This is a genomic window from Commensalibacter sp. W6292M3, from assembly GCF_016101315.1.
Taxonomy (GTDB): Bacteria; Pseudomonadota; Alphaproteobacteria; order Acetobacterales; family Acetobacteraceae; genus Commensalibacter; species Commensalibacter melissae.
In genome coordinates, this window is the sequence record NZ_JACFQT010000001.1 from 706,887 (window position 1) to 721,817 (window position 14,931).

The window sequence follows — 14,931 nt, forward strand, 5'->3', positions numbered from 1 at the left end:
ATATGGAATGGAATTTTATGACTGCCTTTTATACTTATCTGTTTTTTATTGATGTCAAGCAAGATTGGGTAATGGCGGTTCTAAGATTATTTTTATTAATAGTGGTTACATATCATGTTTTGAAACATGTGAGAGATACCAAATCTGCGATAGGATGGATCGGATTCTCGTGGATAATGCCAATTACGGGTTTTATTCTGTATTTTATGTTTGGTATAAATCGTGTTACCCGAAAGGCACAAAAATTGGCCACACACAGGCCCTGGCATCATAAATTTACCAAAAGCAATTTTAATTATACAGTTCAAGGTCATTTTTATCCATTGGCTAAAGTTGTAGAAAGCTTTACACAAAGGGCATTATTAAAAGGAAATAATATTGATATATATCATAATGGGGATGAAGCCTATCCCGTTATGCTGGAATCAATAAATTCTGCAAAAAGTTGCGTTTTCTTATCCTCTTATATTCTTAAAAGTGATGATATTGGCAGGAAATTTGCCGATGCGATAATCAGGGCACATGAAAGGGGCGCTGTTGTCCGTGTACTTGTCGATGGAATAGGTAGCGGTTATTTCTATTGTCCCATTGCCAAATATTTAAAAGCTCATGGCGTTCGTATAGACAGGTTTATGCATACATTTCTTCCATGGAAAATGGCGTTTATAAACCTAAGAACTCATAAGAAGATTTTGGTGGTAGATGGAAAGATTGGGTTTATAGGAGGTTTAAATATCGCTGCTGTAAATGTGTTATCAAAATGCCCTAAAAATCCGGTTTCAGACACTCATTTTAGAGTAAAAGGCGCCATTGTTCATGAATTAACCGAAGCTTTTTTGCAGGACTGGTTTTTTATTACATCGGAAAAGCTGGATGATAAAAAATTTTTTCCTGAAGTGAAAAAGGAAGGAGATATGGTATGTCGCATTATAACCGCTGGTCCTGATTCAGATATGGAAAAAATCAAATATACAATGATGCAGGCAATAAGTTTGGCGCGTAAATCAATAAGGATTATGACCCCTTACTTTTTGCCAGATGACCGTTTTCTATCATTGTTATGTATGGCTGCCATTCGAGGGGTGGAAACTGATATAATTACCCCTGAACAAAGCAATCAGTTTTTGGTTGATTGGGCCAGAAACATAAACAATAAATTACCCTTACGTTATGGATGTAAAATCTGGTTGGCCAAACCCCCTTTCAATCATTCCAAACTGATGGTTATTGACCGTTTATGGTCCTTTGTTGGTAGTTCAAATATTGATATGCGCAGTTTAAGATTGAATTTTGAAATCAATATGGAAGTTTATCATGAAAAATTTTCAGAAAAAATCGACGATTTCATTATATTGCATAAAAACAAGCCATTAAAATTAAAAGAGCTTGAAAAAAGATTCTTCCTAGTAAAATTAAGAGATGCTACCACTCGATTGCTGCTTCCATATTTATAAGACTGGACGTAATATCACCATTATTGGATGATGATCGGATGTAAATCTGGATAAAACCTGACTTGCAATACATTCCATACCCTTGATCAAGCAACGATCGAGACGAATTGGCACAAGATTGACCATTTTATGTGTTGGTTCATTGGGCCCAACATCTCTGAATCCATGTAATAATGCGGGACCAATCTGGTTAAAGTCACCTAAAACTGCAGCGTGATCAGGTAGAATACCGGCAAGAGCCTGTAATTGTTTACGGTTCAATATCTGACCATGGGATAGGTGGACATTAGCTATCCAGAAATTTCCATAATCGATCAATTGGGCAACACGTTTGATTAATGTGCCTCGGGGTAAATCGCAAATCGTGGGTGGCGAAAAAAATGGGTAAGGACTCCAGCAAGCAACACCATGAATTCTGCCAGGTAATGGAAAACGACTGTAATAACCACCAACAAGATCGGGTAAAATATTAATTTCCTCTGTTGCTTCCTGCATTAACAATAAATCAGGTTTGTGATTATTGATTAAATAAGCAACGTCATATGGGGATGCTCCAATTTTTCTTAACAAATTCCAGCTGATAATTTTCATTTGAGAAAATATTTTAGGAATGTTAGGAATTTTGTAATGTGGCGTAATTGAAAGGGTCATGAATTGATATTCTTGGATAGTTATCTGATAATATAGTTAATATTACTACCTATTTCTGATCCAACAAATTTAAGAATTAATCTTTGTTTTTCAATATATAAGAATTTTAGTAACATTTTTGGGATAATTAATTATCGATAACAATTACTAATTTGCAAATATTATAAAGTATGAGTTTCAATTATTGCTAACAGTATTTAAATATAAAAATATGACGAATCTTTATAAAATGATTTTTCAGTAAGTAAAAGATTTTTTATCAAAAAGGTTAAAGCATGTCTCATATATCATCTGAAGAATTGGCCGTTTCCTATGGATGGAAAATTTTGTCAACATTTTTGGTCCAAATAGGTAGACAGACATACTCATTACCCGAGAAAGGTGTGTTTGTAAATGATCCGCTCGCACGGGGATCGACAGTTATATATCCTTCAGTTGAGGCTATGCGTCGTTCGGAAAAAGGTAAGTATGAACATGAAACGCTTTATGGAGCAATGGGTTCACCAAATCAGCATCAGCTTGAGCAAGTTATTGCCCAAATTGAAGGAGGATCACATTGTCAAGTAGTATCATCGGGTTTGGCAGCTTGTACTATACCTCTATTAGGTTTTTTATCGTCAGGTGATCATTGTTTGATAATTGACAGTATCTATGGGCCAACCAAACGGTTTGCAGAGACTGTTTTGGGAAAATTTGGAGTTAAAATCAGCTACTACCCCGCTGATTGTAATCTTGATGAAATTGAAACCTATATTCAAAACAATACGAAATTAATATTTACGGAAAGTCCCGGTAGTCATAGTTTTGAAATTCAGAATATTGCCGGTACGGCTGAAATAGCTCATAGATATGGAGCTAAACTAATATTAGACAATACATGGGGAATAGGTATATTTAAGCCCTTCGAGCATGGAGTGGATATATCTGTTCAGGCATTAACAAAATATGCCAATGGTCATTCAGATTTAGTACTTGGTGCCATTACAGTTAAATGTGATGATGACTGGCATATTTTAAGGGATTATGCTGTCGCCATGGGAGAGGTGGCAGCACCAGATGTATGCTGGTTAACATTGCGTGGGTTGAGAACTATGGCAGCGCGACTCGAAAAACAATCAGTGACCGGATTAAAAATTGCACAATGGTGCAGTCGGCAACCTTATGTTGAACGGGTTCTTCATCCCGCATTGCCAAGTTGTTATGGGCATGAATTTTGGAAACGAGATTTTACAGGTGCAAGCAGTGTATTTGGAGTGGTTTTCAAAAAAAATATTATTTTGCAAAAAGTTATTGAAATGATTAATCATCTTAAATTTTTTTCAATTGGTGCTTCTTGGGGGGGATATGAAAGTCTGGTTTTACTCACTGATGGAGAGATAAGAAGGAAATATAAAAGCAGAACTTTAACTGGTTCGGCTTGTAGGTTTCATATCGGTTTAGAAAATGAAAATGATTTGATTGAAGATTTAAAACAAGCTTTTGATAAAACGTTAAAGTAGATTACGTTTTCGATAGGACAACGCTTCAGTAATACTGGAAATATCAATTTCATCCTTTTCTGAAAGATCTGCGATTGTAAGAGCCACCCTCAATAATCTTGTGATGCCTCGGGCAGAAAGGCGTAATTGCATTGAAGCTTTTTCTACTATTTCCGCCACCGAGGCAGATAATGATATTTGATTATTATTTAATTCACAATTTAAATAGTTCTGTCTTTCAAATTGTTTTTCTCTGGCTTTTTTTACACGTTTTGCAACTTTTACACTTTTTTCACCATTCGGTATGGAAACGATATCGCGTGGTGGTATCGGTTCAATATAGGTAACAATATCGATACGATCCAATAATGGACCAGAAATCTTACGAGTATATTCTTCACCACAGCGGGGGACACGATGACACTCACGTTCTGTATCGCCCATATATCCACATCGACAGGGATTCATTGCGGCAATTAATTGAAATTTCGCAGGGAAAGTTATATGATTCATCGCTCTGGCAATAGATACTTTACCATTTTCAAGCGGTTGTCTTAATGCTTCAAGACTGTTCCTCGTAAATTCAGGAAATTCATCCAAAAATAATATTCCATGATGAGCCAAGCTTATTTCACCCGGTTTCACTTTTATTCCTCCTCCAGTTAATGAAACTTGACTGGCAGAATGATGCGGGTTTCGAAAGGGAGGTTGTCTGATAGGGACAGAACCGTTTAATAATCCCGCAGCACTATAAATACGAGTAACCTCTAAAGATTGTTGTGCGGTTAAATCAGGTAAAATGCTGGGCAATCTTGTTGCAAGCATGGATTTGCCAGATCCTGGCGGCCCAATCATCAACATTGAATGCCCACCTGAAGCGGCAATTTCCAGGGCGCGTTTTGCACTTTCCATACCTTTGATATCAAACAAATCATAATCATGGGAGGTTTTTGGAGACTGTAACATTTTAGGAGGCGTTAAAATCTGTTTTCCCAAAAAATGCTGGATGATAGAAAGCAGATCGGGAGCAGCAATTATATCTATATCTCCACCCAATAGGGCTTCGCTTCCTTGTATGGCTGGACAAATCAAACCTTTTTCTTGAGAAACAGCTCCAATAGTTGCTGAAATTACATTGTTGACAGCACTAATTTTTCCATCAAGTGATAATTCGCCAACAGCTGCATAATTCAATAACATTCCTTCAGGAATAATATCCAAAGCGACCAACAGTCCCAATGCAATAGGCAAATCATAATGAGTGCCCTCTTTAATAATATCGGCTGGAGAAAGATTTATCAAAATCCGTTTCGGTGGTAAGGCTATACCCATTGAGATAAGGGCGGCCTTAACCCGTTCACGGGATTCAGTCACGGCCTTATCAGCCAGGCCAACAATTGTAAATGTGGGTAAGCCTCGAGAAATTTGAACCTGAATTTCCACAGAAATAGGATCAATACCAGAAAAGGCAAAAGTTGATATTCTGGTTATTGCCATTATAGAATATGGATCCTGACTTTAAAATTTTAATTAATTACAACTCATTTGGACGATAAAGGATTCGAGCCCTGATCGTTCCCTCAAGATTGCGTAAGGCTCGCAAAATTTCAATATCAATTTCCTTATCCCCATCGGTTGTTGCCTCAATGACAACATAACCCACTTCACCATCCGTCTGTAAATATTGAGCGGAAATATTGGCGTTGACCTTGGTAAATATGTTGTTAATTTTTTGCATGATGCCAGGAATGTTTTGATGAACATGCATATATCGTGTGCCCTTTAAACGGATTGGCAACTGAACCTCTGGAAAATTTACGGCACTTAGGGTTGAACCGACATCCGAATATTCAATAAACTTATTTCCTACTTCCCGACCAATTCGTTCTTGCGCCTCGATTGTGGATCCACCTATATGAGGTGTTAGGATAACATTATCCAATCCGCGTAATGGTGAAGTGAATTCCTCACCTTTAACTTTGGGTTCTACAGGAAATACATCAATTGCCGCACCTAAAAGATGATTGGATTTCAATGCTTGTACAAGGGCATCAATATCAACAACCTGTCCTCTAGCGTTATTGATAAGAAATGAACCTGGTTTCATCAAGGCTATCTCTTTTTCGCCTATCAGATTGATAGTGCCTTTATTATGAGGCACATGCAGGCTAACAATGTCACTTATCTGTAAAAGATCTTTCAATGACTGGACAGGACGCGCATTTCCATGACTTAACTTATCAACTATGTCATAATATATAACCTGTAATCCAAAAGATTCGGCTAAAATTGATAATTGTGATCCGATGGATCCATATCCCACAATTCCTAAAGTTTTGCCTCTTACCTCCCAGCTGTTTATACTGCTTTTGTCCCAGAGTCCTTTATGACATTCGGATGAGCGAACAAAAATGCGCCTTAACAGCATGACGATTTCACCCATTACCAATTCCGCCACCGAACGGGTATTGCTGAAGGGGGCATTAAAAACAGGAATACCCAGATTGCGTGCAGCATTAAGATCAACTTGATTTGTGCCGATACAAAAACATCCAATAGCAATCAGTTTATCGGCTTCATCCAAGATTTCTTTGGTTAATTGTGTACGGGAGCGAATACCGATTAAATGTACACCTTTGATCGCTTTTTTTAAAGCATCGCCCTCCAAGGCTGTCTTAAGATAGGTAATGTTGTTATACCCATTCTTTTTTAATAAATCGACGGCACTTTGATGAACACCTTCTAATAAAAGAATATGAATTTTGTCTTTGGGTAATGATAGATGTGAATTCATTAATTTTCTCTTTAATATATAGAAACTAAAAATTTAAAATTTTGATAACGTCCTGTTTTAAGCCTGGATCACCCAAAGCTAGCACAGATTTATTATTGTTTTGAAGAGATAGGGAATTTCCATTCCAGTCGGTTATTGATCCTCCGGCTCCTTTTATGATTGGAACCAAGGCCGCCCAATCCCAAATTTTATTGCCATATTCAATTATGAGGTCAATTTGACCCAATGCCAATAAACCATACGCGTAACAATCTCCACCCCAGCTCATTCTCTTGATTTTTTTACACAATGATTTCCAGCGAATGTTTGGAGAATGATCAAGGATTTCAGGTGCAGTGCAAGAACCTTCGGCTATGGAAAGGTCAATACATTTTCTTGTACCTATATGACCACCAAATTCTGAAATAAATTGGCTTTCATACCCTTCAAGACCAATCCAGCGCTCTTTGAGTATCGGTTGGTCAATGATTCCCAATACAGGATTACCCTCATACAATAAGGCGATTAATATTCCAAATAAGGGACGGCCTGTTATAAAAGCCCTGGTTCCATCAATTGGATCTATAACCCATTGAAATTTGGAATTTATATTATCTGATCCATATTCCTCTCCAATAATTCCAAAATCGGGTGTTTCTTGTTTTAGGATTTGTCGGATCGTTTGTTCAGCTTCACGATCGGCTTTTGTTACGGGGGATTCATCAAATTTGTCATCTGCATGAATTGAATGTCTAAAATAGGGACAAATAACTTTTTGTGCCTCTTGAAGGGCATGTTCAGCAATCTGAAGATAAGAATTTAAATTCTTCACTATATTTTCCTGATTAGACAATAGGTGATAAGGGTAAAAAATTAATTGATTTATAATTTTAACATTAAAATTGTTGGAGCATAAAGACTATAAAACCTATTGTTTGAAATCAATAAAATTTAAAATATTATAATTTTTCAAAAATCATTTTTTGGGTTAAGCATAGTTGCAATCTATTACATATGCAAATGGTTCTTTATTTTAGTTTTTTTATTTTTGTCCCGAAGGAGGATTATTGCCTGTCAGAGAATTCAGATATGCAATAACATCCGCCCGATCCTTATTAGATGAAAGACCACCATAAGCCATTAGAGTAGCGGGAGCAAAAGCGAGTGGTTTGGCAAGCCATTTATTTAGATTTTCCACTGTCCAGTATTCGTTTTCATGAATTTTAAGCGAGGAAGAATAATTAAAGTTTGGACTGGAGGCAATTTTTTTATTTTTGATATTAAAAAGTGAAGGCCCTATTTTATCAGGTTCACCCTGTCTGAAACTGTGGCATACTCCGCATTGTTGTGAGGCAATGATTTTTCCTTTGCCTATATCGGCGGTTTTGAGATCAATGGTTTCTTGATTTTCACTAGCATATACCGATGATGTAAGCGGTGAGTAAGGAATCAGGATCTTACTTATCAACCAGCTACCAAACAATATTCCACAGGATATGACACAAGCTGCAGCTATACGGTTCCAGTCAAAACTATCCATTTTGTTTTTCTTTGGTTTCTTGAATAACAACTATGATTATTAAATTGATTATAGAATAAAAGCTTATTATTAATAATACAACATAAAGAAAAACTGATATATATATTATTTATAGAGAATTGTTGATGAAGCCTGCTTTGATCCTTATTCCAACACGATTGGCCTCAACTCGACTGCCACGAAAACCCCTAGTTGATATCGGTGGAAAACCTATGATAGTCAGGGTGATGGAACAGGCTTTAAAAACGAAAATCGGACCAGTGGTTGTAGCTTCAGGTGACAGGGAAATTTCGGAGATTGTCAGGGAAAACGGGGGCAGGGCAATTGATACGGATCCAAATCTTTTATCTGGTTCAGACCGAATTTATCAGGCGCTATCCTTACTGCAGGAATATGATCACATTGATACGATTATCAATGTTCAGGGCGATTTACCCCTCATTGATCCATCAGATATTGGTAAATCACTGATACCGCTGAAATATTCTGGAATAGATATCGGAACCTTAATAGCTCCCGTGAAAAATGAATTTGAAAAGACGGCTTTTTCCGTAGTAAAGGTGGCTTGCAGTTTTAGTGAGGATTTATTGTTTGCGAAGGCTCTGTATTTTTCTCGTGCAACAATTCCATGGGGAAAGGGTCCATTATGGCACCATGTCGGTATTTATGCATATACGCGAAAATCTCTTAACCGTTTTATAAACTTGCCTCAATCTTTACTAGAGAAACGTGAAAAACTCGAGCAATTGAGAGCTTTGGAAGCTGGAATGAATATTGGTTGTGCTGTAATAGATGAAGCGCCATTGGGAATTGATACACCAGACGATCTTGAACGGATAAGAAAACGAATTATTTAATAGGATTATTTTATGACTGCCAAAATTATTGCCTTTCAGGGTCGACCAGGTGCCTATTCGGATATGGCCTGTCGTTCGGCAAGGCGGGGATGGAAAACGTTACCTTGTGAAAATTTTATTGAAACGATAAAAGCTGTGCAGTCTGGAAAGGCTGAACAAGCCATGTTGCCATGCGAAAATAATTTAGTTGGAAGAGTGCCTGATATTCATAATCTTTTGCCTTCTTCGGGACTTTTCATTGTTGGTGAGCATTTCCAAAGGATTGAACATTGTCTAATAGGTATCAAGAATGCAAAAATTTCTGATATCAAAAGGGTTCACACACATCCGGTGGCAATGGGGCAGGTTTCGGAAATAATCAATGATTTGTCGCTTGAACGGATAACAGAATTTGATACCGCAGGTGCTGCTGAAATTATAGCAAAAATGAATAACAGGGAAGATGCGGCAATCGCATCGGAACTTGCGGCAGAATTGAATGGGCTGGATGTATTACGATACAATGTTGAAAATGAAAATTATAATACAACCCGCTTTTATATCGTTTCACGTGAGAAGAAAATTCCAACGCAACGTGAAAACATGATGACGACTGTTTTATTTAAAACGAAAAATATTCCATCCGCCCTTTACAAGGCATTGGGAGGTTTTGCGACAAATAATGTAAATATGACACGTTTGGAAAGCTGTATGGATAAAGGGGGATTTGTTGCAACCAAATTTTTAGTTGATGTGGAAGGACATGTTCACAATGACCCGTTAAATCAGGCCTTGAATGAACTGAAATTTTATTCAGATGATTATGTTCTTTTGGGGGTGTATCCTGCTTCACAATATCGTCAGAGTGTATAGTCCATATATAATTTTATAAAATTTTGATACACTTATTTAATATATAATTGAATATCAATGATTGATAAGGAATAATGACAACATGAGTATATGGTTTGAAGGTTCAATCACGGCATTAATTACCCCGATGAAACAGGATGGTTCACTGGATATTCCTACTTTTGAAAAATTTGTGGATTGGCAGATCCAGGAGGGGACTTCTGTCCTGGCTCCCGTTGGTACAACAGGGGAAAGTCCAACTTTATCTCATGAAGAACATCGGAAAATTGTTGAAGTGGCGGTCAAGGTTGCAAATGGTAGGGTTCCAGTTTTGGCAGGAGCCGGATCAAATAGTACATCTGAAGCTATTGAAATGGTTAAATTTGCAAAAGAAATTGGCGCGACAGCTGCTTTGGTCGTAACACCTTATTATAACAAACCAACCCAGGAAGGATTGTATTGTCATTATATGTCAATTGTAGAGGCGACGGAATTTCCTGTTTATATCTATAATATACCAGCCCGCTCAGTAATTGACATGTCTGTGGAGACTATGGCAAGACTTGCAGAAAATCCCTATATTGTTGGTGTCAAAGATGCAACGGCTAATCTTGTCCGACCCATTCAGGTAAGACGGGCGGTTAAAAAGAATTTTAACCAGTTGTCGGGGGAAGATGGTACCGCGATTTCATTTTTGGCCGCTGGTGGTGATGGTTGTATCAGTGTGACGGCAAATATTGCACCAAAATTATGTGCAGAAATGCAACAGGCCTGGAAGGATGGTCATATTGCCAATGCAATGGCTATGCAGGATCGTTTGTCTGTTTTACATGATGCCCTTTTTATTGAGAGCAATCCAGGCCCCGTTAAATTTGCAGCGTCCGTTCTGGGGTTGGCAGGAGAGACTTGCCGTTTACCGCTTGCGCCTGTTGCGGAGAAAACGCGGATTAGGGTTAAAGAGGCTTTGGAAAAAGTGGGATTATTGGGTTAAATGGCGGAAAAAAAGAAAAATTCTCTAATCTCTTTTGGAAACGTGGCAAAAAACCGTAAAGCCACGTTCAACTATTCCATTGTTGATAAGGTGGAAGCGGGTTTAATGTTAAAGGGTCCGGAAGTAAAAAGTTTGCGTTTAGGACGGGCCACGATTAACGAGGCCCATGCAGGGGAAAGGGAAGGGGAAATATGGCTTTTCAATAGCTACATTCCTGAATATCAGGGCGGATTTTTTTCAAAATTTGATCCACGCGCCCCCAGGAAACTGCTACTTCATAAAAAACAAATTTTTAAATTGCTAGGGGCTATAAGTAGGAATGGTATGACATTGGTTCCACTGGATATTTTTTTTAACAGCCGGGGGATAGCCAAGGTAACACTAGGTCTAGGTCAGGGTAAGAAAAAATCGGATAAACGTCAGGCAATAGCTGATCGTGACTGGAAACGTGATCAGGCAAGATTATTAAGGAATAAATTTTAACATTATCCTTTTGACAAAAAAAGAATTACGATTAATCATTAAGTATGTGAAAGGCTGAAGAGAAACTGAATATAAATTTATGAATTAATTGATTTATCCACAATTATTTATGCTATTGATTGATTAAAACAGTTTTTTAACTTTATGCTTTTCTAGATATATAGGTTATTTTTCTAGAAGGGTTTCGTGTATGGCATCGGTCGTATTAATCATTAATGCGGGTTCATCAAGTCTAAAATTTTCTCTGTATCGGGATAAGAATAATTCAGATTTTGAATTATATTCCAAAGGATTACTAGAGGGGATTGGATCAGGACCCCATTTGAAAATAACCGATCGTCAAGATAAAATCATTCATGAAAAAAAATGGACAGATGGCCGGTATGCAAAACTTGATGCCAGGGATGAATTGTTGGATCAGGTATTGAAATGGCTTTTCGATTTTATAAAAAAAGATAGAATTCTGGCAATCGGTCACCGTGTGGTTCATGGTGGGATGAAATATTACCGTCCTGTTGTTATTGATCAAAAAATTTACAGTTATCTGGATTCATTAACACCATTTGTACCCTTGCATCAACCGGCCAGCCTTGCTCCCATGAAAGTCATAATGGATAAATATCCGGATATTACTCAGGTTGCTTGTTTTGATACCGCTTTTCATGCCACGATGCCAGATAAAGCCAAACGCTTTGCCCTTCCAAGAAAATATTATGATAGTGGATTGAGACGTTATGGGTTTCACGGTCTTTCCTATCATTATATCGTGCATTATTTGCAAAAAAATAAATCCCCCCTGATTAAGGGTAAAATAGTTGTGGCGCATCTTGGAAATGGTTCAAGCGTTGCGGCTATAAATAAGGGAAAGTCCATTGATACGTCCATGAGTTTTACGCCCTTGGACGGTTTGGTGATGGGTACACGTACTGGACAGATCGATCCAAATGTCGTCTTATATATGACTCGTGAAGAAAAAAGGTCTCCCGATGAAATTGAGGATATAATCTGGAAACAATCTGGTTTGTTAGGTGTATCCGAGGTTTCAAGTGATATGCGAGGTCTTATTCATGAAATTGCCCAAAATGGACCAAAATCGAAATTTGCCAAACAGGCACTGGATTTGTTTATTTATAAACTGATTGGAGAAATAGGTCGGCTAATTGTTTGTCTAAAAGGGATTGACGGATTGATTTTTACAGCTGGTATCGGTGCACATGCCACATATGTTCGGTCTGTAGTCTGTCAGACTTTGTCCTGGCTAGGGATTGAAATCGATGAACAGGCAAATAAAGATGGAAATGAACTGATCAGTACTTCAGAAAGCAATATCAAGGTATATACAATCCCGACCAATGAGGAGTTCATCATATTGAAAGAAATACAACAGCTTTTATTAAATTCGAAACAGCGTGCATGAATCCGGGGTTTTAATAACTCTTATTGAGTTTAACAATAGCTATTTATCAAGGAGTAAAAAATGACTGATAAAAAGCTTTTATCTGAACATGAAGTGGACTTATTTAATAAATGGTGGCATGCCGCCAATTATCTATCCATCGGACAGATCTATCTAATGGATAACCCTTTATTGAGGGAACCATTGAAACTGGAACATACCAAACCACGATTGCTTGGACATTGGGGAACAACCCCGGGCCTCAATTTCATTTATCTTCATCTGAACCGTATTATCAGAGAACGAGATAACGATATTCTTTTTATAGCTGGGCCAGGTCATGGAGCTCCTGGGGTTGTGGCGTCAACCTATCTTGAAGGGACTTATACAGAACTTTTTCCCGAGATTACACAGGATGAAGTGGGAATGCAGAAATTGTTCAAACAATTTTCCTTTCCCGGCGGCATTCCAAGCCATACAGGTGCACCAACACCAGGATCCATTCATGAGGGTGGAGAACTTGGATATTCGCTTTCACATGCATATGGGGCAATATTTGACAATCCTGATCTGACCGTTGCATGTGTTATAGGTGATGGTGAGGCAGAAACAGGGCCCTTGGCAACATCATGGCACAGTAATAAATTTGTTAATCCAAAAACAGATGGTGCTGTCTTACCCATTCTTCATTTGAATGGCTATAAAATTGCAAACCCGACTATATTGGCACGTATATCCCATCAGGAATTAATCAATTTAATCAAGGGGTACGGCTACGATCCAATTTTTGTTGAAGACAATGATCCAGATTCAATGCATCAGAAAATGGCTTCAGCCATGAATACTGCATTCAATCGTATTCATCAAATACAACAGAATGCACGCAAAAATAATGATACCGGTCGTCCATTATGGCCAGCCATTATTTTTAAAAGCCCAAAAGGTTGGACATGTCCGAAAACCATTGATGGAGAAAAAGTGGAGGATTATTGGCGTGCACATCAGGTTCCTTTTGGGGATTTGAGTAATCCAAAACATCTGAAATTATTAGAAAAATGGATGAGATCCTATCATCCTGATGCATTATTTGATGAAAAAGGGGCAATATTTCCAGAAATTGCAGAATTGGCACCCAAGGGGGATAAACGTATGAGCGCCAATCCGAATGGGAATGGCGGGTTGCTCAGACAACCGTTGAAGTTACCTGATTATCGACAATATGCAGTAAAAATGACGAAACATGGTCATTTAATTGCTGAATCAACCAGGATTATGGGGGAATTTTTAAGAGATGTCATTAAAGATAATCCTGAAAAATTTTTGCTTCTTTCCCCTGATGAAAATAATTCAAATCGTTTGAATAAGGTATTTGAAGTAACCGATCGGGTCTGGAATGCCGAAATATATGATTTCGATGATCATTTGGCCCATAAGGGACAGGTGATGGAAATTTTAAGTGAACATACGGTTGAGGGTTGGCTTGAAGGATATTTATTGACTGGAAGACATGGATTTTTTTCTTGTTACGAGGCTTTTATCCATATTGTCGACTCAATGGTCAATCAATTTGCAAAGTGGTTGGACGAGGCGAGCAAGGTGGAATGGCGGCGGCCAATTTCGTCTTTAAATATCCTTTTGACTTCTCATGTTTGGCGGCAGGATCATAATGGGTTCAGTCATCAAGATCCCGGTTTCATAGATCATGTTGTTTCGAAAAAACCTAAAATGAGCAGGGTTTATTTGCCACCAGATGCTAATACCCTGTTGCTGGTCACGAGTCACTGTTTAAAAAGTTCGGACCGTATCAATGTTATTGTTGCCGGCAAGCAGCCAGAGCCCCAGTGGCTTACCATGGATGAGGCAATTAAACATTGTTATAAAGGCCTTGGCATTTGGGAATGGGCCAGTAACGATAAAGGAACAGAACCCGATGTCATTGTGGCATGCGCTGGTGATGTGCCAACGCTTGAAGCATTGGCGGCGACCAAAATTCTTAACGAATATGTACCAGATCTCAAAATTCGTTTTATCAATGTTGTTGACCTGATGACTCTCATGACAGATGATCAGCATCCACATGGATTGTCAAATCAAGAATTTGATGCCTTGTTTACAATCAACAAACCAGTTATCTTTGCTTATCATGGTTTTCCAAGATTAATTCACTCGCTTATTTATAAACGAAGCAATTCAAGAAATTTTCATGTTCATGGTTTCAGAGAAGAAGGAACAACAACAACACCTTTTGATATGGTTGTATTAAACAATCTTGATCGTTATCACTTGGTATCAAATATCATGAACAGAGTTGATCGTTACAAATCAAAAATAGCTTATATAGACCAGTTTGTGAGAGACAAACTTGTTGAGCATGAATTATATATTCGCCAATATGGTGAAGATATGCCAGAAATCAAAAACTGGCGTTGGAAATAAAAAAATTGTAAATATATATATTGATTTGGTTTTTCAGCGTA

General features: G+C 37.9%; 13 protein-coding genes. 8 read left to right on the top strand and 5 right to left on the bottom strand.

The genetic code is table 11. From position 1 onward, the window contains the following. Positions 1-17 precede the first annotated feature (17 nt). Complete coding sequence (gene cls, locus H3T57_RS03235) at positions 18-1,454, top strand: cardiolipin synthase (RefSeq protein WP_198193167.1); 1,437 nt, start codon at positions 18-20, stop codon at positions 1,452-1,454. Here cls and H3T57_RS03240 read toward each other — a convergent pair. After that, the gene (locus tag H3T57_RS03240; protein WP_155566812.1) at positions 1,449-2,105 is read right to left on the bottom strand and encodes an endonuclease/exonuclease/phosphatase family protein; all 657 of its coding nucleotides are present in this window, start codon (positions 2,103-2,105) and stop codon (positions 1,449-1,451) included. The genes cls and H3T57_RS03240 overlap by 6 nt on opposite strands. Positions 2,106-2,380: 275 nt before the next feature. Here H3T57_RS03240 and metC point away from each other — a divergent pair, with 275 nt between their 5' ends. Then, on the top strand, positions 2,381-3,604 hold the full coding sequence (gene metC / locus H3T57_RS03245; protein WP_198193168.1) for a cystathionine beta-lyase: 1,224 nt from the start codon (positions 2,381-2,383) through the stop codon (positions 3,602-3,604). Here the strand turns inward: metC and H3T57_RS03250 are convergent. From H3T57_RS03250 to H3T57_RS03265, 4 genes are all read right to left on the bottom strand, one after another. Beyond that, entirely contained in the window at positions 3,596-5,080 is a 1,485-nt protein-coding gene (locus H3T57_RS03250) for a YifB family Mg chelatase-like AAA ATPase (protein ID WP_198193169.1), read from the bottom strand. The genes metC and H3T57_RS03250 overlap by 9 nt on opposite strands. A 37-nt stretch (positions 5,081-5,117) precedes the next feature. After that, the gene (gene serA / locus H3T57_RS03255; protein WP_155580416.1) at positions 5,118-6,377 is read right to left on the bottom strand and encodes a phosphoglycerate dehydrogenase; all 1,260 of its coding nucleotides are present in this window, start codon (positions 6,375-6,377) and stop codon (positions 5,118-5,120) included. A gap of 25 nt (positions 6,378-6,402) precedes the next feature. Continuing rightward, a complete protein-coding gene (locus H3T57_RS03260; RefSeq protein WP_347400789.1) occupies positions 6,403-7,188 on the bottom strand; it encodes an inositol monophosphatase family protein in 786 nt (261 codons plus the stop codon). Positions 7,189-7,398: 210 nt separating this feature from the next. After that, positions 7,399-7,896 carry a cytochrome c family protein gene (locus H3T57_RS03265; RefSeq protein ID WP_122123584.1) on the bottom strand — a complete coding sequence of 166 codons (498 nt, stop codon included), beginning with the start codon at positions 7,894-7,896 and terminating at the stop codon, positions 7,399-7,401. A 125-nt stretch (positions 7,897-8,021) separates the two neighbouring features. On the opposite strand from H3T57_RS03265, the gene H3T57_RS03270 reads away from it, so the two are divergent. The 6 genes from H3T57_RS03270 (at position 8,022) to H3T57_RS03295 (ending at position 14,890) form a co-directional block, all read left to right on the top strand. After that, complete coding sequence (locus tag H3T57_RS03270) at positions 8,022-8,753, top strand: 3-deoxy-manno-octulosonate cytidylyltransferase (protein WP_155568111.1); 732 nt, start codon at positions 8,022-8,024, stop codon at positions 8,751-8,753. Between the two features lie 12 nt (positions 8,754-8,765). Beyond that, positions 8,766-9,605 carry a prephenate dehydratase gene (locus H3T57_RS03275; RefSeq protein ID WP_198193170.1) on the top strand — a complete coding sequence of 280 codons (840 nt, stop codon included), beginning with the start codon at positions 8,766-8,768 and terminating at the stop codon, positions 9,603-9,605. Positions 9,606-9,687: 82 nt separating this feature from the next. Beyond that, a complete protein-coding gene (gene dapA, locus H3T57_RS03280; protein WP_122123581.1) occupies positions 9,688-10,575 on the top strand; it encodes a 4-hydroxy-tetrahydrodipicolinate synthase in 888 nt (295 codons plus the stop codon). Beyond that, the gene (smpB, locus tag H3T57_RS03285) at positions 10,576-11,058 is read left to right on the top strand and encodes an SsrA-binding protein SmpB (protein WP_198193171.1); all 483 of its coding nucleotides are present in this window, start codon (positions 10,576-10,578) and stop codon (positions 11,056-11,058) included. A gap of 190 nt (positions 11,059-11,248) precedes the next feature. Further along, complete coding sequence (locus H3T57_RS03290) at positions 11,249-12,475, top strand: acetate/propionate family kinase (RefSeq protein WP_198193172.1); 1,227 nt, start codon at positions 11,249-11,251, stop codon at positions 12,473-12,475. A 60-nt stretch (positions 12,476-12,535) separates the two neighbouring features. Continuing rightward, positions 12,536-14,890 (top strand): phosphoketolase, encoded by a 2,355-nt coding sequence (locus H3T57_RS03295; RefSeq protein ID WP_198193173.1) that lies wholly within the window; start codon positions 12,536-12,538, stop codon positions 14,888-14,890. Positions 14,891-14,931: the final 41 nt, after the last annotated feature.